Origin of the sequence: Variovorax sp. J31P179, from assembly GCF_030316985.1 — a bacterium.
Lineage (GTDB): Bacteria > Pseudomonadota > Gammaproteobacteria > Burkholderiales > Burkholderiaceae_C > Variovorax > Variovorax ginsengisoli_B.
This window is the reverse complement of sequence record NZ_JASZYL010000003.1, coordinates 135,769-160,907: the sequence shown is the minus strand read 5'-3', so window position 1 is coordinate 160,907 and position 25,139 is coordinate 135,769. Positions and strand designations below refer to the sequence as shown.

The following is a 25,139-nucleotide window of genomic DNA, read 5'->3' as shown; positions in this document are numbered from 1 at the left end:
AACCCTAAAGTCCATTCGTTTTTGTTCGTTCTAAAGTAGAACGCGCCGCTTCTCCCTTCCCCCCGTGAATTCCAACCCGCGCCAGCTCAAGCTCCTCAACACCGTCCGCACGCGCGGCTCGATCACGGTCGAGCAGCTCGCCGACATGCTCGGCGTCACGCTCCAGACGGTGCGCCGCGACGTCCAGCGGCTGGCCGACGAAGGCCTGCTGGCGCGCTTCCACGGCGGCGTGCGGGTGCCGAGCTCGACCACCGAGAACATCGGCTACCGGCAGCGCGAGACGCTGCACGCCGAAGGCAAGGCGCGGATTGCGCGCGCGGTGGCGGCCCGGGTGCCCAACGACTGCTCGCTGATCCTCAACATCGGCACCACCACCGAGGCGATCGCCAAGGCGCTGCTGCGCCATACCGGCTTGCGGGTGATCACCAACAACCTCAACGTGGCCAGCATCCTGAGCGACAACCCGGCCTGCGAGGTGATCGTGGCGGGCGGCTCGGTGCGGCTGCGCGACCGCGCCATCGTGGGCGAGGCGACGGTCGACTTCATCCGCCAGTTCAAGGTCGACATCGCGCTGATCGGCGTCTCGAGCATCGAGGACGACGGCACCTTGCGCGACTTCGACCTGCGCGAGGTGAAGGTGGCGCAGACCATCATCGCCCAGGCGCGCGAAGTCTGGCTGGCGGCCGACGCCAGCAAGTTCAACCGGCCGGCGATGATCGAGCTGGCGAAGCTGTCGCAGATCGATTGCCTGTTCACCGATGCCGAGCCGCCGCCGCCTTTTCCCGAACTGCTGGAGCGCGCCCAGGTACGCTGCGAGATCGCGCGCGACACCTGAAGGATTCTTTCCATGACCTACCTGCTGGCCCTCGACCAGGGCACTTCCAGTTCACGCAGCATCGTGTTCGATGCCGAAGGCCGCATCGTCGCCATCGCGCAGCGCGAGCTGACCCAGATCTACCCGCGTCCCGGCTGGGTCGAGCACGATCCGATGGAGATCTGGAACAGCCAGCTCGCCACCGCACGCGAAGTGCTGGACAAGGCCGGGCTGCAGCCCGCCGACATCCATGCCGTCGGCATCACGAACCAGCGCGAGACCACGCTGCTGTGGGACCGCAAGACCGGCCAGCCGGTGCATCACGCGATCGTCTGGCAGGACCGTCGCGCCGAGCCGCTGTGCGCCCAGCTGCGCGCCGACGGCATGGCCGACCCGATCCGCGAGAAGACCGGCCTGGTGATCGACGCCTACTTTTCGGGCACCAAGCTGCGCTGGCTGCTCGACAACGTGCCGGGCGCGCGCGCCGCCGCCGGGCGCGGGGAGCTGGCCTTCGGCACGGTCGACAGCTGGCTCATGTGGCAGCTGACCGGCGGCAAGGTGCACGTGACCGACGTCAGCAACGCCTCGCGCACGATGCTGTTCAACGTCCACGCCAACCAATGGGATGCCGAGCTGCTGAAGGCGCTCGACATCCCGGCCTCGCTGATGCCCGAGGTCAAGCCGTCGAGCGCTCATTTCGCCGACATCGACGCCGCCCTGCTCGGGCGCAGCCTGCCGATCGGCGGGGTCGCGGGGGACCAGCAGAGCGCCCTCTTCGGCCAGGCCTGCTTCGAGGCCGGCATGGCCAAGAACACCTATGGCACCGGCTGCTTCATGCTGATGCACACGGGCGGCGCCTTCCAGCCCTCGCACAACGGCCTGCTGGTGACCAGCGCGGCGCAGACCGGCGCGACGCCGCAGTTCGCGATGGAGGGCAGCGTCTTCGTCGGCGGCGCGGTGGTGCAATGGCTGCGCGACGGCCTCAAGGCGATCCAGGGCAGCGCCCAGGTGCAGGCGCTGGCCGAGAGCGTGCCCGATGCCGGCGGCGTGATGATGGTGCCGGCCTTCACCGGGCTGGGCGCGCCCTATTGGGACGCCGACGCGCGCGGCACCATCACCGGCCTGACGCGGGGCACCACCGTCGCCCACATCGCGCGCGCGGCGCTGGAGAGCATCGCCTACCAGAGCGCCGCGCTGCTGCAGGCCATGAGCCGCGACGCGGTCGCCGCGGGCGGCATGCCGGTGGCGGAACTGCGGGTGGATGGCGGGGCCTGCGTGAACGACCTGTTGATGCAGTTCCAGGCGGATCTGCTGGGGATTCCGGTGGTGCGGCCCGAGGTGACCGAGACCACGGCGCTGGGGGCCGCCTATCTCGCGGGGCTGTCGACCGGGGTCTATGCCGACGTCGGACAGCTGTCGAAGCTGTGGCGGGTCGAGCGCCGCTTCATGCCGACCTTGAGCCGCGCCAAGGCCGAGGAGGCGATGGGGAGGTGGGCGCTGGCGGTGCGGCGGGCGACGCTGGTGTGAGGGCGGGGCCTGTTCGCTAAGATGCAACCCCATGAAGCCGTCGCTTGCCCTGGAACGCCAACGCGGTGCCATTCGCGAAGCCGCTGCCCGCTATCGCGTCGCCAATCCGCGCGTGTTCGGATCGACACTTCACGGCACCGACGAAGACGGCAGTGACCTGGATCTGCTGGTGGATGCGCTTCCGGGTGCAACGTTGTTCGACCTGGGGGGGCTGCAGGATGAGCTGGAACACCTGCTCGGCATCCAGGTCGACCTGAAGACGCCCGCCGACCTTCCACCCAAATTCCGCGAACAAGTCCTGGCCGAAGCGCTTCCCGTATGAGCCAGAACCGTCTTCAGGACTATCTGGAGCACATGAAGAGTGCCGCACAGGATGCGCGCAGCTTCGTCGACGGGATGAGCAAGGAAGACTTCCTGGCGGACAAGCGCACTCAGCAAGCCGTCATCATGAGCCTCGTCATCCTTGGCGAGGCTGCGACCAAGGTCACCGACCGATACGCCGCGTTCGCAGAGTCGCATTCCGAAATCCCGTGGCGCAACATGCGCGGTATGAGAAACCGCATTGCGCACGGCTACTTTGAAGTCGATCTCGAACTCGTCTGGGGCACGGTGCAAACGTCGCTTTCGGACTTGCTGCAACAACTGCCCGCTGCAGACGACGACGCCAACGATCAAGCGCCCTGAGGAGAGGCCAAGGCCCCTCAGTGCCCCGGCACCAGAAAGTCCTGGCTGATCCGCCACCCCAGCTCGTTCACCCGGTCGAGGAACTGCGTCAGGTAGGCATGCAGCCCGGTCGCGAGAATCTCGTCGACCCGCGCGTACTGCAGGTCGGCCAGCAGCTTGCCGGCGCGGCGCTGCGTCTCGGCGCTCTGCTCGTTCTTGACCATGTCGAGGTTGCTCACCACCTCGCGCAGGCTGGCGTGCAGCGAGCGCGGCATGTCGGCGCGCAGGATCAGCAGCTCGGCCACGCGCTCGGGCTTGATCACGTCGCGGTACACCTTGCGGTAGACCTCGAAGGCCGAGACGCTGCGCAGGATCGCGCTCCAGTGATAGAAGTCGTACTCCTGGTCTTCCTCGGTGGCGGTGCCGAAGAACTCGCTGTTGAGCGCATGGAACTTGACGTCGACCAGCCGCGCCGTGTTGTCGGCCCGCTCGAGGAAGGTGCCCAGGCGCGAGAAGTAGAAGGCCTCGTCCTGCAGCATGGTGCCCAGCGTCACGCCGCGCGACAGGTGCGAGCGGAACTTGACCCACTCGAAGAACTGGCCCGGGTCGCGCTCGAAATCGCCCGCGCGCAGCATCCGGTTGACTTCCAGCCAGGTCGTGTTCTGGGTCTCCCAGGCTTCGGTCGGCAGCGAGCCGCGCACGGCCCGCGCGTTCTCGCGCGCCGCGCGCAGGCAGGACAGGATCGACGACGGGTTCGACTCGTCCTTGACCATGAACTCCATCACCTCGTCGGGCTTGAATCCCTGGTGCTCCTCGTTGTAGAGCGGCAGCAGTTCGCTGATCGACAGCAGGCCCTGCCAGCCGTACTGCGCGACCTCGGCCGACTGCGGCAGCATCGAGGTCTGGTAGTTGACGTCGAGCATGCGCGCGGTGTTCTCGGCCCGCTCGGTGTAGCGCGACATCCAGTAGAGGTGATCGGCGGTGCGTGACAACATCATGGGTGTGCTTCCGTGTGCTCTCTTCTTCTGATCAGGACTGGCTTTGCGACTGCGCCGGCGCGCGCGGCCGGGCACTGCGATCGGCCTCGAGGATCCAGGTGTCCTTGGTGCCGCCGCCCTGCGACGAGTTGACCACCAGCGAGCCCTCCTTGAGCGCCACGCGCGTGAGGCCGCCGGGCACCATCTGCACCTCCTTGCCCGACAGAACGAAGGGCCGCAGGTCGATGTGGCGCGGCGCGATGCCGGCGTCGACGAAGGTCGGCGAGGTCGACAGGCTCAAGGTCGGCTGCGCGATGTAGCCGTCGGGCTTGGCGAGCACGGCCTTCTTGAAGTCCTCGATCTCGGCCTGGGTCGCGGCCGGACCAATCAGCATGCCGTAGCCGCCGGCGCCGTGCACCTCCTTGACGACCAGGTCCTTCATGTTCTCGAGCGTGTAGGCGAGCTCGTCCTTGTTGCGGCACATGTAGGTCGGCACGTTCTTCAGGATCGGCTTTTCGCCGAGATAGAACTCGATCATCTTCGGCACGTAGGGATAGATCGACTTGTCGTCCGCCACGCCGGTGCCGACCGCGTTGCAGATCACGACGTTGCCTTCGCGGTAGGCCTGCATCAGGCCGGCGCAGCCCAGGGTCGAGGTCGGGCGGAACACCTCGGGGTCGAGGAAGTCGTCGTCGACCCGGCGATAGATCACGTCGACCCGGCGCGGGCCGCGCGTGGTGCGCATGTAGACGAAGTCGTCCTTGACGAACAGGTCCTGCCCCTCGACCAGCTCGACGCCCATCTGCTGCGCCAGGAAGGCGTGCTCGAAGTAGGCGCTGTTGTACATGCCGGGCGTCAGCACCACCACCGTCGGCTCGGCGGTGGCCGGCGGCGCCGAGGCGCGCAGGGTCTCGAGCAACAGGTCGGGATAGTGGGCGACCGGCGCGATCCGGTTCTGGCTGAACAGCTCGGGGAACAGCCGCATCATCATCTTGCGGTTCTCGAGCATGTAGCTCACGCCGCTGGGAACCCGCAGGTTGTCCTCGAGCACGTAGTATTCGCCGTTGCCCTGGGCGTCGGGGGCGCGGACGATGTCGATGCCCGAGATGTGCGAATAGATGTCGTTCGGTACCTTGACGCCCACCATCTCGGGCCGGTACTGGGCGTTGTTCAGGATCTGTTCGGCCGGGATCACACCGGCCTTGATGATCTCCTGCCCGTGATAGACGTCGTGGATGAAGCGGTTCAGCGCCGTGACCCGCTGGACCAGGCCTTTTTCCATCGAGGCCCATTCGTGCGCCGGGATGATCCGCGGCAGCAGGTCGAACGGGATCAGGCGCTCGGTGCCCGAACCGTCCTCGTCCTTGGCGCCGTAGACGGCAAAGGTGATGCCCACCCGCCGAAAGATCAATTCGGCTTCCTCGCGCCGCGACCGCATCACCTCGCCGGGTTGCCTGGCGAGCCATTGGTCGTAACGCTTGTAGTGGCTCCGGACCGCCGCGCCGTTGTAGGGCAGCTGTTCGTACATCTCATCGAATTTGTGCATGGGACGACCAATCTCCTTGGCCATAGCTTAGCAAGTTCAAGGCCAAACCCGGGCGGCGAATGACGGAATTTGCGCCCCCGGGACGCTCAGGGCGGCAGGTGATGCCAGTAGCGCCGACCCTGCACCCGCTCGCACCGGAGCTGTTCCGGGGCACTGCTCGCCCAGGTGGCGGCACCGCAGCGCGCCGACTCCACCAGCGAGATATCCCGCGCCCGGTAGCGCGCCACCACCTCCCCGGCCGGATGCCCGAATCGATTGCGCCAGCCGGCCTGGACCAGCGCGATGCGCGGCTGCACGGCGTCGAGCAGCAGCCCGCTCGACGAGGTCTTGCTGCCATGGTGCGGGACCAGCAGCAGGTCGGCACGCAGCCCGGGCGTGCGGGCCACCAGCGCCGCCTCCTGCAGCCGCTCGATGTCGCCGGCCAGCAGGGCGGCCACCCGGCCATTGCCGATGCGCAGCACGCACGAGATGGCATTCGGCTTCGGCGGCGCAAACACGGTGTAGTCGTCGGCCCGGGGATGCAGCACTTCGAAATCAACGCCGTCCCAGGTCCAGCGCTGGCCGGCCTCGCAGCGCTGCGCGGCACGCACCGCCTGCAGCGGGTGCCCGGGTTCGATCGAGCTCAGCAGCATCGACTGCGGCTGCGCGGCGAGCACCGCGGCGGCACCGCCGCTGTGGTCGCTGTCGCGGTGGCTCACCACCATCGCATCGAGCCGCTCGCCGAGCGCGCGCAGCAGCGGCACCAGCACCCGCTGCCCGGCATCGCTTTCGAGGCTGTAGCGCGGGCCCGTGTCGTAGAGCAGGCTGTGCGAGGCGGTGCGCACCAGCACCGCATTGCCCTGCCCGATGTCGGCGGCCAGCAGTTCGAACTCTCCCGGCGCCGGGCGCGGCGCCTGCCACACCAGGGCCGGCAGCAGCAGCGGCAGCCCCAGCATGCGCATCGACCAGGGCAGCCGCATCGCCAGCAGGACGCCGCCGGCCACACCGGCGATGGCGGTCCAGAGCGGCGGCGCCGCCATCGACAAGGTCGCGAACGGCAGGCCCGCCAGCCACTCCAGCACGGCCAGCAGCGCCTGGACCGACCCGGCGGCCAGGTGCCAGAGCGATGGCACGACGACGCCCAGCATCGCCAGTGGCGTCACCACCAGCGTGACCCAGGGGATCGCGATCGCATTCGCCAGCAGGCCGACGACCGAGACCTGCTGGAACAGCAGCAATGTGAGCGGCGTCAGCGCCAGCGTCACGACCCACTGCTCGCGCAGCAGGCGCAGCAGGCGGGCACCGATGCCCGACGGCGCGTCGCCGGGCGCCGCGGCGTCGGCCGCGAACAGCACGCCGACGGCGACGAAGCTGAGCCAGAAGCCGGCCTGCATCAGGGCCCAGGGGTCGGCCGCGACCACCACCGCGCAGGCCAGCAGCCAGACGAAGGGCCAGGGCCAGCGCCGGCCGGTGAGACGCAGGACCCCGATGGCCGCGAGCATCAGCACCGTGCGCTGCGAAGGCACGCCCCAGCCGCTGAACACCGCGTAGAGGGTGGCGAGCAGCACGCCGCCGATCAGGGCGGCATGCGGCGCCGGCCAGCGCAGCATCAGGCGGGTGCTGCGGCGCCACAGCACGCCGACGCCCAGCGTGGCGAGCCAGGCGAACATCGTGATGTGGAGCCCCGAGATCGACACCAGGTGGGCCACGCCGGTGGCGCGGAAGACGTCCCAGTCGCTGCGCTCGATGGCGTTCTGGTCGCCGGTGACCAGCGCCGCGATCACGCCGGCATGGCGTGGCTCGTCGACCTGCTCGAAGATGGCGTCGCGCACCGCCTCGCGCAGGCGCTCCACGGGATGGCGCCAGGTCGAAGCCAGCCGTTCGGGCTGCGGATCGCGGGCGCCGTTGCGCACCTGGCCGCTGGCCTGCTCGCCCCGTTCCCACATCCACAGCTCGCGATCGAAGCCGTGGGGGTTCAAGCTGCCGTGCGGCGCCCTGAGCCGAACCGCCAGGCGCCAGCGCTCGCCCGCCCGGACCGATGCGGCCAGGGCCGCGGGCGGTGCCGCGTCGGTTTCGGACCGGCCCCACAGGCCACCGCCCTGCGCGTACCAGGCGAGCGAAATCCGCGCCGGCACGCGCGGCGGTTCTTCGCCGTCCATCGATCCGGCGACCCAGCGCGCCGACGCCACCTCGAAGGTGAACCGCGTCACGCCCGCGCCATGCTGGGGCATGCCCGCGACCCGCCCCTCGACCCACAGGTCGCGACCCTCGACCGCCGCAGGCAGGGCACCAGCGGCGTACGCCACCGCGCGCCAGCCCGCCAAGCCGCCCCCCGCCATCGCACCGACCCACAGGGCCACCGACAGTTGCAGGCCGGCCGGCAGCCCCCAGCGCATCGCACGCAGCGCGAACCAGCCGGCCACCCCGACGCCGAGCAGCCCGGCATAGACCGCGCCATGCCACAACGCGCCCTGCTGCAGCTGCAGCGCAGCGCCCAGCACCGACCCCGCCATCGCGGCGAAGGCGGCCAGGGCGTGCCGCTCCCGGCCGGCCCTCACGACCCGACTCCAGACTTCATGTGCAATTCACTCCCTGCGCACTTCTTTGGCGCGCAAATTGCTTTGTGTGTCGGCTAGTATGCGTCTCACTCCGAGGCACCCTCGACGCACCGAGAAACAATGTCCATCCACGCCGCACTCCACCACGTCACCCACTACAAGTACGACCGTCCGGTGCAACTCGGCCCCCAGGTGGTCCGGCTGCGTCCGGCGCCCCATTGCCGCAGCAACGTCATCTCGTATTCGCTGCAGGTCGAGCCCGCCGAGCATTTCGTCAACTGGCAGCAGGACCCGTTCGCGAACTACCAGGCGCGGCTGGTGTTTCCCGAGAAGACGCGCGAGTTCAAGGTCACGGTCGACCTCGTGGTGGAGATGGCGGTCTACAACCCCTTCGACTTCTTCCTCGAGCCACAGGCCGAGAACTTCCCTTTCAAGTACACCGAGTCGCAGGCCCAGGAACTCGCGCCCTACCTGGTGGCCGACGAGGCGACGCCGCTGGTCAAGGCCTACCTCGAGAAGATCGACCGCAAGGAACAGCGCACCATCGACTTCCTGGTCGGCCTCAACCAGCAGGTGCAGCAGGACGTCAACTACCTGATCCGCATGGAGCCCGGTGTGCAGACGCCGGAAGAAACGCTCGCCAACGCCTCGGGCTCCTGCCGCGACTCGGGCTGGCTGCTGGTCCAGCTGCTGCGCCACTGCGGGCTGGCTGCGCGCTTCGTGTCGGGCTACCTGATCCAGCTCACGCCCGACGTCAAGGCGCTCGACGGCCCGAGCGGCACCGAGGTCGACTTCACCGACCTGCACGCCTGGTGCGAGGTCTACCTGCCGGGCGCCGGCTGGATCGGGCTCGACGCCACCTCCGGCCTGCTGGCCGGCGAAGGCCACATCCCCCTGGCCTGCACGCCGACGCCCTCGAGCGCCGCGCCGATCGAAGGCGTGGTCGACGATGCCGAGGTCGAGTTCGGCCACGAGATGAAGGTCACGCGCATCTACGAGTCGCCGCGCGTCACCAAGCCCTACACCGACGAGCAATGGACCGAGATCGTGGCCCTGGGCGATGCGGTCGACAAGCGCCTGAAAGCCGGCGACGTGCGGCTCACGATGGGCGGCGAGCCGACCTACGTCGCCACCAGCGACCGCGATGCGCCCGAATGGAACACCGATGCGCTGGGCCCGACCAAGCGCGGCTATGCCACCGAACTGGTGCACAAGCTGCGGGCCGAATACGGCCAGGGCGGCTTCCTGCACTTCGGCCAGGGCAAGTGGTACCCGGGCGAGCAGCTGCCGCGCTGGGCGCTGTCGATCTACTGGCGGGCCGACGGCCAGACGCTCTGGCACAACCCCGAGCTGTTCGCCGACGAGCGCCATCCCACGCACTACACCAGCGAGGACGCGCGCCGCTTCACCACCGTGCTGGCGCATCGCCTGGGCCTCACCGAGCGCTACATCCAGCCCGGCTATGAGGACGTCTATTACTACCTCTGGCGCGAACGCCGGCTGCCGGTCAACGTCGATCCCTTCGACTCCAAGCTCGACGACGAGATGGAGCGTGTCCGCTTGCGACGGGTGTTCACGCAGAAGCTCGATGCGGTGATCGGCTACATGCTGCCGATCGAGGCCGGCAACGCCGACAGCGATGCGCCGGCGCTGGCCGGCCCGGGCTGGAAGACCGGCCCCTGGTTCCTGCGCGACGACCGCATGTACCTGATCCCCGGCGACTCGCCGATGGGCTACCGGCTGCCGCTCGACTCCCAGCCCTGGATCCGCAAGGGCGACTACCCCTACCTGGTCGAACGCGACCCGACCGCGCCGCTCGGCAGCCTGCCCAGTGCCGCCGACTACCGCGCCCGCTACAGCGCCCTCGCGCCGAGCGGCGCGAGCGGCGACCGAGGCGCCGTGCCCTATGCCTTCGGCGCGCCCGAAGCCACGCCGGCGGCGCTGCGCATGCAGTCGCCGGGCGACGGCCCGGACCGCTCGACGGACGACACCATCGACCCGACCACGCCGCGCCAGCCGCGGCGCGGCGAGTCGGCGCACTGGATCACCCGCAGCGCGCTCTGCGTCGAGGTGCGCGACCCGCGCCGCGCCAACGGACCGGCGGCCGAGAAGCTCGGCAGCGCCTCGGGCGTGCTGTATGTCTTCATGCCGCCGCTGGCACGGCTCGAGGACTATCTCGACCTGGTCGCCGCGGTCGAAGCCACGGCCGAGCAGCTCGGCGTCAAGATCGTCATGGAAGGCTATCCGCCGCCGCGCGATCCGCGCCTGAAGCTGCTGCAGGTCACGCCCGACCCGGGCGTGATCGAGGTCAACATCCATCCCGCGCACAACTGGCGCGAGCTCGTGGACCACACCGAGTTCCTCTACAACGCGGCCTTCGAGACCCGCCTGTCGGCCGAAAAGTTCATGACCGACGGCCGCCACACCGGCACCGGCGGCGGCAACCACTTCGTGCTGGGCGGCGCGGTGCCCACCGACAGCCCCTTCCTGCGCCGGCCCGAGCTGCTCGCCAGCCTGCTGCTCTATTGGCACAACCATCCGTCGCTGAGCTACCTGTTCTCGGGCATGTTCATCGGCCCGACCAGCCAGGCGCCGCGGGTCGACGAGGCGCGCAACGACCAGGTCTACGAACTCGAGATCGCGCTCAAGGAGATCGCCCGCAACCGCGAGATCTACGGCCAGAACATGCCGGCCTGGCTGGTCGACCGCACCCTGCGCAACATCCTGGTCGACGTCACGGGCAACACCCACCGCAGCGAGTTCTGCATCGACAAGCTCTACTCGCCCGATTCCAGCACCGGCCGCCTGGGCCTGCTCGAGCTGCGCGCCTTCGAGATGCCGCCGCATGCGCGCATGAGCATCGCCCAGCAACTGCTGCTGCGCGCCTTCATCGCCCGCTTCTGGGACGCGCCGTACCAGGCGCCGGCCACGCGCTGGGGCACCGAGCTGCACGACCGCTTCCTGCTGCCGACCTTCGTCAAGATGGACTTCGACGACGTCATCAGCGAGATGCGCCAAGCCGGCTTCGCCTTCGACCCGAACTGGTTCGCGCCGCATTTCGAGTTCCGCTTCCCGCTGGTCGGGCAGGTGCAGGCGATGGGCGTCGAGCTGTCGCTGCGCAATGCCCTCGAACCGTGGCACGTGATGGGCGAGGAAGGCTCGGCCGGCGGCACTGTGCGTTATGTCGACTCGTCGCTCGAACGCATCGAGGTGCGCGTCACCGGCCTCAACGAGAGCCGCCACGTCGTCACGGTCAACGGCAAGGTTCTGCCGCTGCAGCCCACCGGCACGGTCGGCGAGTTCGTGGCCGGCGTCCGCTACAAGGCCTGGAATCCGCCGTCGTCGCTGCATCCGAGCATCGGCGCCCACGCGCCGCTGACCTTCGACATCGTCGACACCTGGATGAAGCGCTCCCTCGGTGGGTGCCAGTACTTCGTCGCCCATCCGGGCGGGCGCAACTACGACACCTTCCCGGTCAACGCCTACGAGGCCGAGAGCCGGCGCCACTCGCGCTTCACGCGCATGGGCCACACGCCGGGCCTGATGAGCACGCCGCCGGCGACCATCGAGCTGGCGGGCAGCCGCGAATTCCCGTTCACGCTCGACCTGCGGCGCTGAGCGGATGCCGAAGCGGCGCGGCGTTTCGGCCTTTTCTCACGCGCACTCCCTCGGCAACCGTGACCGCAGTGTGACAATCGGCGCACCGTGGACCCACTGAACGAATCCCTCTTCGACGCCCAGGCCCTGGAAGCGCCTGCGGCGCTCGCGGCCGCGCTCGCCCCCCCGGCCGCACCCGGCCATTTCGACGAACTGCGCGGCGGCGCGACCCCGGAGGACGAAGCGCGCCAGGGTGCCCCGTCGCAGCCGGCGCCGCTCTACGATGCCGCCGCCCCCCGTCCCGAGACGCCGCCCGCGCAGGCGGACGACGATGCCGGCGATCGGGCACCGCTGGCGCCCGCCTGGAGCGGCTTCTTCGAGAACCTCGGTCCGGGCGGCTTCGACGACCTGCCAAGGCGCGCGATCAGCCTCGAGCGCCAGATCCGCGACAACGGCGTCACCTACAACGTCTATGCCGACGCCGACGGTCCGCAGCGGCCGTGGTCGCTCGACCTCTTTCCGCTGATCGTCTCGCCGGACAGCTGGGCCCAGATCGAAGCCGGCGTGCAGCAGCGCGTGCGGGTGCTCGACCACGTGATGGCCGACGTCTACGGCCCCCAGCAGCTGCTCGCCGAAGGCCTGCTGCCGCCGGCGCTGGTGCAGGGCCATCCGGGCTACCTGCGGGCGCTGCACGGCGTGCGGCCGCCGGGCGACACCTGGCTGCACATCGCCGCCTTCGACCTCGCGCGCGGGCCCGACGGCAACTGGTGGGTGGTCTCGCAGCGCACCCAGGCGCCTTCGGGCCTGGGCTACCTGCTCGAGAACCGGCTCGCCATCGCGCGCCAGTTTCCGCAGGCCTTCGAGAACCTGCAGGTGCAGCGCCTGGCCGCCACCTACAACGCGATGATGGAAGGCCTGCAGCGCATGTGCCCGGCCGGCCAGCCGCCGCACATCGCGCTGCTGACGCCCGGCCCCTACAACGAGACCTACTTCGAGCACGCCTACCTGGCGCGCTACCTCGGCATCACGCTGGTCGAGGGCAATGACCTCACGGTGCGCGACCAGCGCCTCTATCTCAAGACGCTGCAGGGCCTGCGGCCGGTGCACGGCCTGGTCAAGCGGCTCGACGACCAGTTCCTCGACCCGCTCGAACTGCGACCCGACTCCACGCTCGGCGTGCCGGGCCTGCTGCAGGCGATCCGCGCCGGCAACGTGCTGGTGGCCAACATGCCCGGATCGGCCTTCCTCGAATCGCCGGCGCTGCTGGGCTTCCTGCCGGCACTGGCGCGACGCCTGATCGGCGAGAAGCTGCAGCTGCCCGCGCTGCCGACCTGGTGGTGCGGCGAGCGCGCGGCGATGGAAGCCGTGCTGCCGCAGCTGGCCGACTGCGCGATCAAGGCGACCTACCCCGATGTCGACGCCCACACCAGCTTCGATGCCGTGCTGGGGCGCCACATGGGCCGCCGCGAGCTCGACGAATGGGCCGGCCGCATCGTGCGCCAGGGCGAGGCCCACACGGTGCAAAGCTACCTGCCGCTGTCGCAGATGCCGACCTGGACCCAGGACCTCGGCCGCGGCCACATCGCGCAGCGCTCGGTGCTGCTGCGGGTGTTCGCGGTCAGCGACGGTCCGCGCTCCTGGCGCGTGCTGCCGGGGGGGCTGGCGCGGCTGGCCGGACGCGACGCGCAGATCGCCTCGATGCAGCGCGGCGGCAGCAGCGCCGACGTGTGGGTGCGCACCGACGGCGAGGTCGACCGCACCACGCTGCTGCAGCCGCACGCCACGCCGGCCTCGCTGGCGCGCCACCGCGCCCCGGTCACCAGCCGCGCGGCCGAGAACATGTTCTGGCTCGGGCGCTACACCGAGCGGGCCGAGAACGCGGTGCGGCTGGCCCGGCTCACGCTCGACCTGCTGAGCGGCGAAGACCAGTCCTCGCGCGCCCTGCTGGTCTGGCTGCATCAGCTGGCCCAGCGCAATGCGCTGGTGCCGCCCGAAGTACCGAGCCTGCCCAAGTCGCGGCGCGTCTTCGAGCGGGCGCTGATCGCCGAGCTCGGCAACGTCGACACCGGAGGCAGCGTGGGCTGGAGCCTGCGCTGCATCCGCCAGTCGGCCGCCGCGGTGCGCGAACGCCTGTCGCAGGACCACTGGAACCAGATCGTGCGCGCCGAGTCCGACTTCCTGCGCCGCAGCGCCGAACAGGCCGGCGAGAAGGCCGAGGGCGGCTACGCCACCGGCATCGCGCTGCGCCTGCTCGAATCGGCCAGCACCTCGCTGTCGGCCATGACCGGTGCCCAGACCGACCGCATGACGCGCGACGACGCCTGGCGGCTGCTCTCCATCGGCCGCCACATCGAGCGGCTCGGCTTCCTGTCGAGCGCGCTGGCCGCCGGCTTCGAGCATGGCTCGGTGCACGAGGTCAGCGGCTTCGAGGCGATGGTGGCGCTGTTCGACAGCACCATCACCTTCCATGCGCGCTACCAGCAGCGGCGCGACGTCGCCACCCTGGTCGACCTGCTGGTGCAGGACGGCGACAACCCGCGCTCGCTGGCGTGGGTCACGCACACCCTGCGCAAGCGCATCGCCAAGCTGGCGGGCAGCGCGCCCGACAAGCTCACCGCGCTGTCGTACGACCTGCCCGACCCCGACACCTGGACCCTCGAAGGGCTTTGCGAGGCCGGTCCGGAGGCCCAATACCCGGCCCTGGTGCAGTTGTTCGCCGCCAGCGAAACCGCCGCCTACCATGTGTCGGATGCCATCGGCACCCGCTACTTCACGCTGACCTCCGAATCGCTGCGTTCCGTGGGCGCCTGAGGCCGCGCGTCCGGGGGCGAGTAAAGTCCCGTCCATGCTGCTTCACGTCACCCACGCCACCCGCTACGACTACGCGCCGCCGGTCGAGACGGCGCAGCACCTGGCGCACCTGAAGCCGATGAACACGGCCTCCCAGCGGCTGGTGAGCCACGCGCTGACGATCAGCCCGACCCCGGCCCAGCACGGCGAATCGCCGGACGTCTACGGCAACACCCGCGCCTTCTTCGCGCTCGAAGCGACCCACGAGGAGCTGGTGGTCACCGCCGAGAGCGTGGTCGACACCGCCCCGCCGGTGCTGCCGCCGGCGATCGCCCGGGAGCTGCCCTGGGAAGAGGTGCGCGAGCGCTTCCGCTATGTCAAGGATGCGAGCTACGACCCGGCCTCGGATTTCGTCTTTCCGTCGCGCTACGTGCCCCGCCATGACGACTTCGCCGCCTACGCACGGCCCAGCTTCGCGCCCGGCCGGCCGGCCTTCGACGCCGCGATGGACCTGACGCTGCGCATGTACCGCGATCTCGAATACGACGCCGGCAGCACCGAGATCAGCACGCCGGCGATCGAGGCGCTGGCCCAGCGCAAGGGCGTCTGCCAGGACTTCGCCCACATCATGATCGCCTGCCTGCGCACCCTCGGGCTGCCGGCCCGCTACGTGAGCGGCTACCTGCTGACCCAGCCGCCGCCGGGCAGGCCACGCCTGATCGGCGCCGACGCCTCGCATGCCTGGGTCTCGGTCTACCTGCCGGGCGCCGACGGCCCCGGCGACTGGGCCGACTTCGATCCGACCAACGGCCGCCAGCCCGGTGAGGACTACGTGACGCTGGCCATCGGCCGCGACTACTCCGATGTCTCGCCGATGCGCGGCGTGCTGCATGGCGGTGCACGCCACACGCTCGCGGTCAGCGTCACGGTGCGGCCGCTCGAAGAGCTGAAGGAGCAGGCGGCGGCCGTGGCGGCGTCGCAGTCCCAAACGCAGTCCCAATCCCAATCCCAATCCCAGAACAAGGAATCCTCATGAGCGTCTACGACAAACTCACCGCCCTCGGCATCACCCTGCCCCCGGTGGCCACGCCCGCCGCGGCCTACGTGCCCTTCGCGCGCACCGGCAACCTGGTCTTCCTCTCCGGTCACATCGCCCGCAAGGACGGCAAGCCCTGGGTCGGCCAACTCGGCGGCGCACTCGGCACCGACGAAGGCAAGCAGGCCGCGCGCGCGATCGCGATCGACCTGCTCGGCACCCTGCACGCGGCGGTCGGCGACCTGAACAAGGTCAAGCGCATCGTCAAGCTGATGAGCCTGGTCAACTCCACGCCCACCTTCACCGAGCAGCACCTGGTGACCAACGGCGCCAGCGAGTTGATGGCCGAGGTCTTCGGCATCGAGAAAGGCGCCCATGCGCGCAGCGCCTTCGGCGTCGCTCAGATCCCCTTCGGCGCCTGCGTCGAGATCGAACTGATCGCCGAAGTTCAATAAGTGATTCATTGGACGACACCGACCGCCACCTGCTGAGCCTGCTCCAGGCCGACGCCCGCGAGCCCGCCGCGACGCTGGCGCGCAAGCTCGGCGTGGCGCGCACCACGGTGGTCGCCCGCATCGCGCGGCTGGAGCGCGACGGCGTGATCGCCGGCTATGGCGTGCGGCTCGGCCAGCGCCTCGAACACGCAGCCGTGCGTGCGTACTGCGGCCTCAGCGTGGCCCCGAAGGCCGGCGCCGCGGTGGTCCGCGCGCTCGAACGGCTGCCCGAGGTCGAGGAACTCTCGGCCGTCAGCGGCCAGTACGACTACATGCTGGCCCTGCGCTGCGAGACCAACGAGCAGCTCGACGCGCTGCTCGACCGCATCGGCCTGATCGAAGGCATCCAGCACACGCACACCTCGGTGGTGCTGAGCCGCAAGATCGATCGGCGCAGCGCGGTGCCGCCGGGGCAGGCTCAGGGCGGACCGGATTGATTTTCCGCAGCGGACGGTTCAAATTGGGCGGCAGGAGTCCCGCCCATGCCTGCCGTTCGCCGCGCCGCTGTCGACGGCCTGTTCTACCCGGCCGCGCCCTCGGCGCTGCGCCAGCAGGTCGAACGCTGCCTGGGCGAGGCCGCTGACGACAACCACCATCGTGCTGGCGGGCCGCCGAAGCTCCTGATCGCACCCCACGCCGGCTACGCCTACTCCGGCGCGGTGGCCGCCGCGGCCTATGCCCTGCTCGGACGCGGGCGCCATGCCGCGGTCACCCGTGTCGTGCTGCTCGGGCCCGCGCATCGGGTCTGGGTGGACGGCCTGGCCGCGCCCGACTGCGCCGCGTTCGAAACCCCGCTCGGGCGCATCGCGATCGATGCCGAAGCGCTCGCGAAGATCGACGGCCTGCCGCAGGTGCTCCGCAGCGACCGGGCGCACGCCCAAGAGCATTCGATCGAGGTCCAGCTGCCCTTCCTGCAGAGCGTGCTCGGCGCCTTCTCGCTGGCACCGCTGGTGGTCGGCGACGCCGACCCGGAGGCGGTGGCTCGGGTCCTCGATCGGCTCTGGGGCGGGCCGGAAACCCTGATCGTGATCAGCTCGGACCTGTCGCACTATCTGCCCTACGCGCAGGCGCAGGCCGCGGACCGCGCGACCGTGCAGCGCATCCTGGACCTCGATGCCGGCCTCGTGCCGCAGCAGGCCTGCGGGGCGACGGCGATCAACGGGGCCCTGCGGGCCGCCCAGGCCCGTGGGCTGGCGCCGCGACTGCTCGACCTGTGCAACTCCGGCGACACGGCGGGCGATCGCGACCGGGTGGTGGGCTACGCGGCCTTCGCCTTCGAGCAAGCGCCATGACCGACCTCGACACACGGACGGCCGGTTCGGCCGCTGCCCGCTGGTGGCACCGGCTCGACGACGGCCGCGTCCAGTGCGACCTGTGCCCGCGCGACTGCCGCCTGCACGAGGGTCAGCGCGGCCTGTGTTTCGTGCGCCAGCGTGTCGGCGACGCGATGGTGCTCACGACCCATGGCCGCAGCTCGGGCTTCTGCATCGACCCGATCGAGAAAAAGCCGCTCAATCACTTCCTTCCCGGCAGCAGCGTGCTGAGCTTCGGCACCGCGGGCTGCAACCTCGCGTGCAAGTTCTGCCAGAACTGGGACATCTCCAAGAGCCGCGAGCAGGACCGGCTCTCGGACAGCGCCTCGCCGCAGCGGATCGCCGAAGCGGCGCGCGCGAACGGCGCCTCGAGCGTGGCCTTCACCTACAACGACCCGGTGGTCTTCGCGGAGTACGCGATGGACACGGCCGACGCCTGCCACGCCATGGGCCTGCACAGCATCGCGGTCACGGCGGGCTACATGCATGCCGAGCCACGACGCGACTTCTACGCCCGGATGGATGCGGCCAATGTCGACCTGAAGGGCTTCACCGAAAACTTCTACTTCCGGCAGACCGGTGCCCACCTCGCGCCGGTGCTCGACACCCTGCTCTACCTGCGGCACGACACCGGCTGCTGGCTCGAGATCACGACGCTGCTGATTCCCGGACTCAACGACAGCGATGCGGAGATCGACGCCATGACGCGCTGGATCGCCGATCGGCTCGGCCTCGACGTGCCGCTGCATTTCACGGCCTTCCATCCCGACTACCGGATGCTCGACCTGCCGCCGACGCCGCCCGCGACGCTCAGGCGCGCCCGCAGCATCGCCCTGGCCAACGGCCTGCACCACGTCTACACCGGCAACGTGCACGACATCGAGGGCGGCACCACCTTCTGTGCGCAATGCCACGCGGTACTGCTGCGGCGCGACTGGTACGAGGTGCTGGATTGCCGGCTCGACGAACATGGCGCCTGCCCGGATTGCGGCACACGGGTCGCCGGCCGCTTCGGCACCGTCGCGCGCGCCTTCGGCCGCCGCCGCATCCCGGTGCGGCTGGCGGCCTGAGCGGCTCGCGTTCATGGCTGTGGCTGCTGGCGTGCGCGACGTCGCGGCTGAGGCGGCCAGGTATGAGCGAAGGCGGCGCCGCGATGCGGGCTGGCCGACGCCGCGCCGCTGCCCGGTTCGCCGAGTGCGGCATAGCAGCTGCCGACGCGCGTGGCCAGGAAGTCCTCGAGCGCCGCCTGCTCCTGCCCCACGAAACCCCGCGCCGGCAGGCGGCCCGTGCGCAGCAGCTCGAACACGCCGACCACGCCCGCCGCGGTGGCGAGCTCGATCGCGGTGCGGTCCACGCCGCGCAGGCGGCCACCCTGGATGCGGGCCATGCGCGTCTCCTGTTCGAGGCGCCCGCCACGCAGGCCGGAGGCCGAGGCGAACACGATCACCACGTCTTCCCGGCTGTGCGGGACGGCGTGTTCCAGCACCTGCCGCAGCAGGTCGCGCCGCTCGGCCAGCCGCAGATCGCGCAGCAGCAGCGCCATCGCATCGCGGTGGCCCGGGTAGCGCAGCGTCTTGTAGTCGAGGTTGCGCACGCGGCCCGCCAGCGTCTCGCACAAAGTGCCGAGCCCGCCCGAGGTGTTGAAGGCTTCGTAGGTGTCGCCGTCGAGCACCAGGGTCTCGTACCCTTCGAGCGGCTGCGCCGACACCGGCTGGCCCTGCACGATGGCCGCGCACGGATGGCAGTACTCGTTGATCAGGCCGTCGATGCTCCAGGTGAAGTTGTAGCGCAGGCCGTTGGTGGCGTGGCGCGAGAGCGCACCGACGCGCAAGTGCAGGTCGTGCAGATCGTCGAAGCGGCCGGCGAGGTGCGCGCCCAGCATGCCGATCACGCCAGGCGCCAGGCCGCACTGCGGCATCAGCACGGTGTCGGCGCCGTCGGCCAGGCCACGGATGACGCGGGTGGCCGCGACATCCTCGGTCAGGTCGAGGTAGTGCGCGCACAGCGCGCGTGCGGCGGCGGCGACGCGCCCGGCCTGCTGGAACGGCAGCGCGTTGATCAGCAGCTGATGCCCGGCCAATGCGGCCGCCAGTGTGGCAGTGTCCTCGACGTCGAGCACGGTGCGCCGGACCAGCGGGTCGTCCGGCGCGCGTCGCGGCGGGTCGCGGTCGGCGAGCGTGACCGGAATCCGGTGGTAGTCGGCCAGCATGTCGGCCACGGTGCCACCCACCTTGCCGGCGCCCAGCACCAGCACGTTGCGAATCGAGATCATCGGGTCCTCCCTTGCGGCATCGGATGAACCGACTCTAGGAGGCCTCGCGGTCGGGCGGAAGGCGCCATTGCGTCGACGGAGCGCCTCGCGCCGACGAAACGACGGCCTGGACGATCGAAAGGTCAGAGAAAAAGTTGGCGGCTTGTAAAGCCGTTGACATACGGCGCCCCGACCGGTTCCTACACTGGGCCGCCATCGACCCGGTTTCGATCACAAGACCACGGCCCGCTGCCTCAGCGCCTGCATCTCTCGAATCACGCAATGCGACTTGACCATCTCGATCACGCCCTGCGCCTGCAGCTGCATCAGAACGTTGGATGTCATGACCCGGCTCAGGCCGGCGAGGTTGGCCTGCCGGTCGAATTCGTCGAGCAGTTCGACCGCGCGATGAAAAACGTCCTGGCGCAGCCCGACCTGCAGGAGAAGCTGGCCAAGATGGGCAACGAGGTCACGGCGGCACCGTCGAAGGAGGTCGAGCAGTGGGTGGTCGATGCCTCGCGCGGCTGGGGCAAGGTCATTCGCGATTCGGGGTTCAAGGCGCAATGAGCGCCGCCCGGCCGCCCGAAGGCGCTCGCACCGGAGTGCGCAGCACGGAGGTTGCGCAATGAGCGCCGCCCCACGCGCTTTCATCATCCAGAGCGGTTCACGCTGGGAAGAGCTGGCCGGCTATTCGCGCGCCGTCGTCGACGGCGACTGGATCTTCGTCTCCGGCACCGTCGGGCAGGACTTCGCCAGCGGCGAGTTCCCGGACACGGCCGAGCGGCAATGCGAGCTGGCGCTGGACACCATCGAAGGCGCACTGGCGCAGGCACAGGCCAGCCTCGCCGACGTGGTGCGGGTGCGGGTCTACGTGCCCGATCGCGCCGACGTGATCGCGGTCAGCGGCGTGCTCAAGCGCCGGCTGGGCGACAACCGGCCCGCCAACACGACCCTGTGCAGCGCACTGGCGGTCGAAGGCGCCAAGGTCGAGATCGAGGTCACCGCCCGGCGCCGGGCATGAACGAGCAACTTTCTCCCACGGATAGGAAACCCCGATGAGCATCCTGACCCACCTCGCCGCGGCCTTGCGCGATCGATCGATCCGCACGATCGACCTGACCCACACCCTGAGCGAAGAATTCCCGCCGCTGCAGCTGCCGCCGCAATTCGGCCAGGTCGCGGCATTCAAGATGGAGCGCATCTCGCGCTACGACGAAGCCGGTCCCGGCTGGTACTGGAACAACTTCACCTGCGGGGAGCACACGGGCACGCACTTCGACGCGCCCGCCCATTGGGTGACCGGCAAGGACCATCCGGGCAACACGGTCGACACCATCGACGCCGGCAACTTCATCGCGCCGGCGGTGGTGATCGATGCCAGCACCGAGGTGGCAGAGGATGCCGATTGGCTGCTGACGGTGGACTTCCTGCAGGCCTGGGAAGCGCGCCACGGCCGCATCCCCGAAGGCGCCTGGGTGCTGCTGCGCACCGACTGGTCCAAGCGCATCGCCGACCCGGCCGCCTTCGTCAACATGCGCGAGGACGGCGCCCACACGCCGGGGCCGACGCAGGAGGCGGTCGAGTGGCTGATCGGCCAACGCAGGGTGCACGGCTTCGGCGTCGAGACGATCAACACCGACGCGGGACAGTCGCATGGATGGCCGATGGCCTACCCTTGCCACACGCTGATGCACGGCGCGAACCGCTACGGGCTGCAATGCCTGAAGAACCTCGACCAACTGCCGCCGACCGGGGCACTGATCGTGTCGGCGCCGCTGAAAATCCAGGAGGGGTCGGGGAGTCCGCTGCGGGTGTTGGCGTTGGTCGAGGGTTGAGCGAGCCGCGGCGCCCGCCCGAATGCGCATGTCGCCCGGCCTCACCCCCCGCCCGACGACCCCCGCACCACCAGTTCCCCCGGCAGCAGCAGCTGCCGCGCCGGCCCCTCCAGCCCTCGCAGCCGCTCCAGCAGGCAGGCCGCCGCCGTCCGGCCGATTTCCTCGGTCGGCTGCGCGATGGCACTCAGGCCGGGCCCGATCAGCGGCGCCCATTCGGGATCGTCGAAGCCCACGAAGCCGATGTCCTCGCCGAAGCGCAAGCCCAGCCGCGCCATCGCGGCGGCCACGCGCAGGGTCACGACCGCGTTGCCCGCCAGCACCGCCGCGCGCCTGCCGCGCTTCGCACGCTTGTGCAGGGCGCGCAGCGCCGCGTCGAGGCCATCGCCGTCGTCACCCGTGGATTCGTACACCTCGCCGGCCACGCGCGGCTCGTGCGCCGCCACGCAGTCGCCGAAGGCCGCGGTCCGCTCGCGCCGCGAGCTCACGCCTTTCAGCGGCTCGGTGATGTAGAGCAGCTCGCGATAGCCGCCGTCGACCAGATGGCCGCAGGCCGCCTTCATGGCGGCGGCGTTGTCCAGCGAGACGAAATCGGTGTGCATGCCCGCATGGCGGCGGTCGACCAGCACCGCCGGCTTGCCGTGCAGCGCGTCGGCGTCGATCAGGCCGGCGCCGCGCCCGAGCGTGTTGAGGATGAAGCCATCGACCTGGTAGCCGGCCAGCGCATTGATCGCCTCGCGCTCGCGGTCGATGTCGTTGCCGAGGTTGAAAAGCATCACCAGGTAGCCGGCATCCTGGCAGGCCTTCTCGGCGCCACGCAGCACGGCCACCGAATAGGGATTGGTGATGTCGGCCACGATCAGGCCGATCAGGCGCGAACGGCCATGGCTCAGGGCCTGCGCCATCGGGCTCGGCGTGTAGGCCAGCTGGGTCACCGCGGCCTCGACACGGGCCGCGATGTCGGGGCTCAGCAGCCGCTCGCGGTGGTTCAGGAAACGCGACACCGTGGCCTTCGAGACGCCGGCCGCCTTGGCCACGTCGGCGATGGTGGCGCGCGCCGGCCGCGGCGCTGGGGCGGCGGCGCTCACGCGGAAGCGGTGTCGAAGACCGCCGCGGGGCGTTCGCCGGCGAGCGCCTGCAGCAGGTTGGTGGTCGCCAGCTCGGCCATGGCGTGCCGGGTCTCGTGCGTCGCCGAGCCGATGTGCGGCAGCGGCGTCACGCGCGGATGCGTGCGCAGCGGCGACGCCGCCGGCAGCGGCTCGGTCGCGAAGACATCGAGGCCGGCGGCCCGCAACGTGCCGTGATCGAGCGCCGCCAGCAGCGCGTCTTCCTGCACGGTGGCACCCCGCCCGCCGTTGATGAAGACCGCACCCGGTTTCATCGCAGCAAAGAAGCTCGCATCGATCATCCCGCGCGTGCTGTCCGAAAGCGGCAGCATCGCGACCACGAAATCGGCGCCCCCCAGCAGTTCGGCGAGCGGTGTGTGGACGGCCCGGCCCTGCAGCTCGGGCGCCTGCGCCGCGAGGTCGACCGGCCGGCGTGCGTGGTACAGCACGGGCATGCCGAAGCCCAGCGCAGCGCGGCGGGCGATGGCCTGCCCGATGCGGCCGAAACCCAGCAGGCCCAGCGTCTTGCCATGGACGTCGAAGCCGAACAGGTCTTCGCCGATGTTCTTCGTCCACGCGCCGTCGCGCACCAGATTGGAGAGTTCGACGACCCGGCGGCTGGTGGCCATCAGGAGCGCGAACACGGTATCGGCCACGGTCTCGTCGAGCACGCCCGGCGTATGGCACAGCAGGATCCCGCGCGCGTGCAGCGAGGCCAGTGCGTAGTTGTCGACGCCGACCGAGACGCTGGACACGACTTCGAGCCGCGGCGCGCGCGCCAGCAGCGCATCGTCGACCGGAAAGCTGGAACCGATCAGGCCATGGGCCAGCGGCAGCGCGGCGTCGAAGGCGGCGCGCTGCGAGCGCGGATCGGCGACCGTGACCTCATGGGCGGCCTGCAGCCGCGCCAGTTGATCGTCGGGCAACTCGCGAAAGACGAGGATGTTCTTGCGTGTCACAGGCCGGTCTCCTCAAGTTGGGCGCGCGTCGGCAGGCCTTCGGTGTCGCCGAGCACCTGCACCGCGCGGGCGCCGATCCAGGCACCGCGGCGCACCGCCTCGGGCACCGTCCGGCCTTCGAGCAACGCACTGACCACGCCGGCCGCGAAGCCGTCGCCGGCGCCCACGGTGTCGACGATCTCCTTGACCGGGAAGCCGTCGACGCGTCCGGTGCCGGCCACGTCGCTGTCGTAGTAGGCGCCTTCGGCGCCGAGCTTCACGACCACCAGCTTCGCGCCGAGCTGGCGATAGAAGCGCGCCACGCCCTCGGGCGTCGTCTCGCCGGTGAGGATCAGGCCCTCCTCCATGCCGGGCAGCACCCAGTCGGCGCGCGACGCCAGGTCGTTGATCCAGTGCCGCATGGTCTCGGGCGACGCCCACAGCGTCGGCCGCAGGTTGGGGTCGAAGGAGATCGTGCGGCCGGCCTGGCGCATCACGTCCATGCTCTTGATCGCGGCCTGCAGGCTGGTGTCGGAGATGGCCGCGAACACGCCGGTCGCGTGCAGGTGGCGCGCCGAGCGCAGCCAGGCTTCGTCGACGTCGGCCGGCCCCATGTGGCTGGCGGCCGAGCCCTTGCGGTGGTATTCGACCGGCGGGTCGCTGCCGTCCGTCACGCGGCCCTTGAACTGGAAGCCGGTGCGCTGCGTCGCATCGCAGATCACGTGAGAGCAGTCGATGCCCTCGCCCTGCATGGTCGCCAGCAGCGCGCGGCCCATCGAGTCGGTGCCGAGCCGGCTGGCCCAGCCGACCTTCAGGCCGAGGCGCGACAGGCCGATCGCGACATTGGTCTCGGCGCCCGCGGTGCGCTTGTGGAAGGCGGTGGCGTTTTCGATCGGGCCGGGCCGGTCGGCCACCAGCAGCAGCATGGCTTCGCCGAACAGCGCGACATCGAAGGCGGATGGGGTCATGGCAGTGGTCACAGGGAGCGGATTTGGGCGACCTGGTCGCGCGTGACGGCCAGCAGGTCGTCGCCGATCAGCGGATATTCGATGGCACGCGGCACGTCGGCCGGCAGCGCCCGCAGCACGGCGCGCCAGGGTGCCACCGAATCGGCCAGCGGCACGGCGACCCACTTGGCGGGCAGCCGCTGCGCGCCCTTGCAATGCACGTAGCGCACCCGCCGGCCCAGGGCCTGGGCCGCCTGCAACGGGCATTCGCCCACCCAGTGCCAGTTGCCCATGTCGAAGGTCATGCCGAGCTCGAGGCCGGAGCGGTCGGCGGCGTCGAAGAAGGCCTGCATCGCGGGCAGGGACCCGGCCGAGACGGTCTGGTCGTTCTCGATCACGAGCTCGATCCGGGTCTCGGCCAGCTGCACCTTGAGGCCCCACAGCGAGCCGTGCGAGCCTGGGCCGAAGTCGCCGATCGACATCTTGAGCCGGCGGGCGCCGAGCGTCGTGGCGGCGGCGATGCCGCGGCCGAGCGCCGCGCTGTCGAGCCATCCGCCCTCGGCCCAGAGGCCCTTGGGGCTGGAATAGACCGAGGCCAGGCCGGCCATCGCGGGCAGTTCGGAGGCCGGGTCGCGCAGCAGTTCGCCGCGCACCTCGACGCTGTCGGCGCCGGCGGCACGCGCCAGCTGCGCGCACCAGAGCTGGCCATGGCGCCCGGTCTCTGCGGCGCCGAAGGAGGAAAGGGAAATCAGGACGGGCGGCGGCATGGCG

Annotated in this window: 23 protein-coding genes; 14 read left to right on the top strand and 9 right to left on the bottom strand. The window is 70.2% G+C overall.

The annotated features are described in order from the left end of the window. Positions 1–64: 64 nt before the first annotated feature. The 4 genes from QTI17_RS08875 to QTI17_RS08860 are packed head-to-tail and all read left to right on the top strand — an operon-like array spanning position 65 to position 3,025. On the top strand, positions 65–835 hold the full coding sequence (locus QTI17_RS08875) for a DeoR/GlpR family DNA-binding transcription regulator (protein ID WP_286532418.1): 771 nt from the start codon (positions 65–67) through the stop codon (positions 833–835). Between the two features lie 12 nt (positions 836–847). Continuing rightward, positions 848–2,341: a glycerol kinase GlpK gene (gene glpK / locus QTI17_RS08870; RefSeq protein WP_286532416.1), complete on the top strand. Its 1,494-nt coding sequence runs from the start codon at positions 848–850 to the stop codon at positions 2,339–2,341. 31 nt (positions 2,342–2,372) lie between these two features. Then, positions 2,373–2,663, top strand: coding sequence for a nucleotidyltransferase family protein (locus QTI17_RS08865; protein ID WP_286532415.1), 291 nt, complete (start codon positions 2,373–2,375; stop codon positions 2,661–2,663). After that, positions 2,660–3,025, top strand: a complete 366-nt coding sequence (locus QTI17_RS08860; protein ID WP_286532414.1) for a HepT-like ribonuclease domain-containing protein — start codon at positions 2,660–2,662, stop codon at positions 3,023–3,025. Before QTI17_RS08865 ends, QTI17_RS08860 begins: the two co-directional genes overlap by 4 nt. 17 nt (positions 3,026–3,042) lie before the next feature. Here the strand turns inward: QTI17_RS08860 and QTI17_RS08855 are convergent, their stop codons facing one another. The 3 genes from QTI17_RS08855 to QTI17_RS08845 all read right to left on the bottom strand — a co-directional run bounded on the left by QTI17_RS08855 (position 3,043) and on the right by QTI17_RS08845 (position 8,019). Then, complete coding sequence (locus QTI17_RS08855) at positions 3,043–3,999, bottom strand: alpha-E domain-containing protein (protein WP_286524877.1); 957 nt, start codon at positions 3,997–3,999, stop codon at positions 3,043–3,045. 34 nt (positions 4,000–4,033) lie between these two features. After that, positions 4,034–5,527, bottom strand: a complete 1,494-nt coding sequence (locus QTI17_RS08850; RefSeq protein WP_286532413.1) for a circularly permuted type 2 ATP-grasp protein — start codon at positions 5,525–5,527, stop codon at positions 4,034–4,036. Positions 5,528–5,613: 86 nt separating this feature from the next. After that, positions 5,614–8,019, bottom strand: a complete 2,406-nt coding sequence (locus QTI17_RS08845; RefSeq protein WP_286533106.1) for a DNA internalization-related competence protein ComEC/Rec2 — start codon at positions 8,017–8,019, stop codon at positions 5,614–5,616. Positions 8,020–8,184: 165 nt separating this feature from the next. Here QTI17_RS08845 and QTI17_RS08840 point away from each other — a divergent pair, with 165 nt between their 5' ends. From QTI17_RS08840 to amrS, 7 genes are all read left to right on the top strand, one after another. Next, positions 8,185–11,682: a transglutaminase family protein gene (locus tag QTI17_RS08840; RefSeq protein ID WP_286532412.1), complete on the top strand. Its 3,498-nt coding sequence runs from the start codon at positions 8,185–8,187 to the stop codon at positions 11,680–11,682. 87 nt (positions 11,683–11,769) lie between these two features. After that, entirely contained in the window at positions 11,770–14,472 is a 2,703-nt protein-coding gene (locus QTI17_RS08835; protein WP_286532410.1) for a circularly permuted type 2 ATP-grasp protein, read from the top strand. A 34-nt stretch (positions 14,473–14,506) separates the two neighbouring features. After that, positions 14,507–15,487, top strand: a complete 981-nt coding sequence (locus QTI17_RS08830; RefSeq protein WP_286532408.1) for a transglutaminase family protein — start codon at positions 14,507–14,509, stop codon at positions 15,485–15,487. After that, positions 15,484–15,942: a RidA family protein gene (locus QTI17_RS08825; protein ID WP_286532406.1), complete on the top strand. Its 459-nt coding sequence runs from the start codon at positions 15,484–15,486 to the stop codon at positions 15,940–15,942. The genes QTI17_RS08830 and QTI17_RS08825 overlap by 4 nt, the downstream gene beginning before the upstream one ends. After that, the gene (locus QTI17_RS08820) at positions 15,939–16,418 is read left to right on the top strand and encodes an Lrp/AsnC family transcriptional regulator (RefSeq protein WP_286533104.1); all 480 of its coding nucleotides are present in this window, start codon (positions 15,939–15,941) and stop codon (positions 16,416–16,418) included. Before QTI17_RS08825 ends, QTI17_RS08820 begins: the two co-directional genes overlap by 4 nt. Before the next feature lie 45 nt (positions 16,419–16,463). Beyond that, positions 16,464–17,273, top strand: coding sequence for an AmmeMemoRadiSam system protein B (amrB, locus tag QTI17_RS08815; protein ID WP_286532403.1), 810 nt, complete (start codon positions 16,464–16,466; stop codon positions 17,271–17,273). Beyond that, positions 17,270–18,364 (top strand): AmmeMemoRadiSam system radical SAM enzyme, encoded by a 1,095-nt coding sequence (gene amrS, locus QTI17_RS08810; protein ID WP_286532400.1) that lies wholly within the window; start codon positions 17,270–17,272, stop codon positions 18,362–18,364. Before amrB ends, amrS begins: the two co-directional genes overlap by 4 nt. 11 nt (positions 18,365–18,375) lie before the next feature. Here the strand turns inward: amrS and QTI17_RS08805 are convergent, their stop codons facing one another. Further along, positions 18,376–19,566 carry a saccharopine dehydrogenase family protein gene (locus QTI17_RS08805; RefSeq protein ID WP_286532397.1) on the bottom strand — a complete coding sequence of 397 codons (1,191 nt, stop codon included), beginning with the start codon at positions 19,564–19,566 and terminating at the stop codon, positions 18,376–18,378. A 210-nt stretch (positions 19,567–19,776) separates the two neighbouring features. Beyond that, positions 19,777–19,890: a hypothetical protein gene (locus QTI17_RS35025; RefSeq protein WP_353506697.1), complete on the bottom strand. Its 114-nt coding sequence runs from the start codon at positions 19,888–19,890 to the stop codon at positions 19,777–19,779. 63 nt (positions 19,891–19,953) lie between these two features. Between QTI17_RS35025 and QTI17_RS08800 the strand changes: the two genes are divergently transcribed. Genes QTI17_RS08800 through QTI17_RS08790 form a run of 3 tightly spaced genes read left to right on the top strand, consistent with a single transcriptional unit; the run spans position 19,954 to position 21,380 of the window. Continuing rightward, on the top strand, positions 19,954–20,112 hold the full coding sequence (locus QTI17_RS08800) for a hypothetical protein (protein WP_286532394.1): 159 nt from the start codon (positions 19,954–19,956) through the stop codon (positions 20,110–20,112). 58 nt (positions 20,113–20,170) lie between these two features. Further along, positions 20,171–20,566, top strand: a complete 396-nt coding sequence (locus QTI17_RS08795) for a RidA family protein (RefSeq protein WP_286532393.1) — start codon at positions 20,171–20,173, stop codon at positions 20,564–20,566. A gap of 34 nt (positions 20,567–20,600) precedes the next feature. Beyond that, on the top strand, positions 20,601–21,380 hold the full coding sequence (locus QTI17_RS08790; protein WP_286532391.1) for a cyclase family protein: 780 nt from the start codon (positions 20,601–20,603) through the stop codon (positions 21,378–21,380). Positions 21,381–21,421: 41 nt separating this feature from the next. Here QTI17_RS08790 and QTI17_RS08785 read toward each other — a convergent pair whose 3' ends face one another. The 4 genes from QTI17_RS08785 to QTI17_RS08770 are packed head-to-tail and all read right to left on the bottom strand — an operon-like array spanning position 21,422 to position 25,135. Then, complete coding sequence (locus QTI17_RS08785) at positions 21,422–22,465, bottom strand: LacI family DNA-binding transcriptional regulator (protein WP_286532390.1); 1,044 nt, start codon at positions 22,463–22,465, stop codon at positions 21,422–21,424. Next, a complete protein-coding gene (locus tag QTI17_RS08780; RefSeq protein WP_286532388.1) occupies positions 22,462–23,442 on the bottom strand; it encodes a 2-hydroxyacid dehydrogenase in 981 nt (326 codons plus the stop codon). Before QTI17_RS08780 ends, QTI17_RS08785 begins: the two co-directional genes overlap by 4 nt. After that, positions 23,439–24,389, bottom strand: a complete 951-nt coding sequence (locus QTI17_RS08775; protein ID WP_286532386.1) for a sugar kinase — start codon at positions 24,387–24,389, stop codon at positions 23,439–23,441. The genes QTI17_RS08780 and QTI17_RS08775 overlap by 4 nt, the downstream gene beginning before the upstream one ends. An 8-nt stretch (positions 24,390–24,397) precedes the next feature. Further along, positions 24,398–25,135: a sugar phosphate isomerase/epimerase family protein gene (locus QTI17_RS08770; protein WP_286532384.1), complete on the bottom strand. Its 738-nt coding sequence runs from the start codon at positions 25,133–25,135 to the stop codon at positions 24,398–24,400. Positions 25,136–25,139 lie beyond the last annotated feature (4 nt).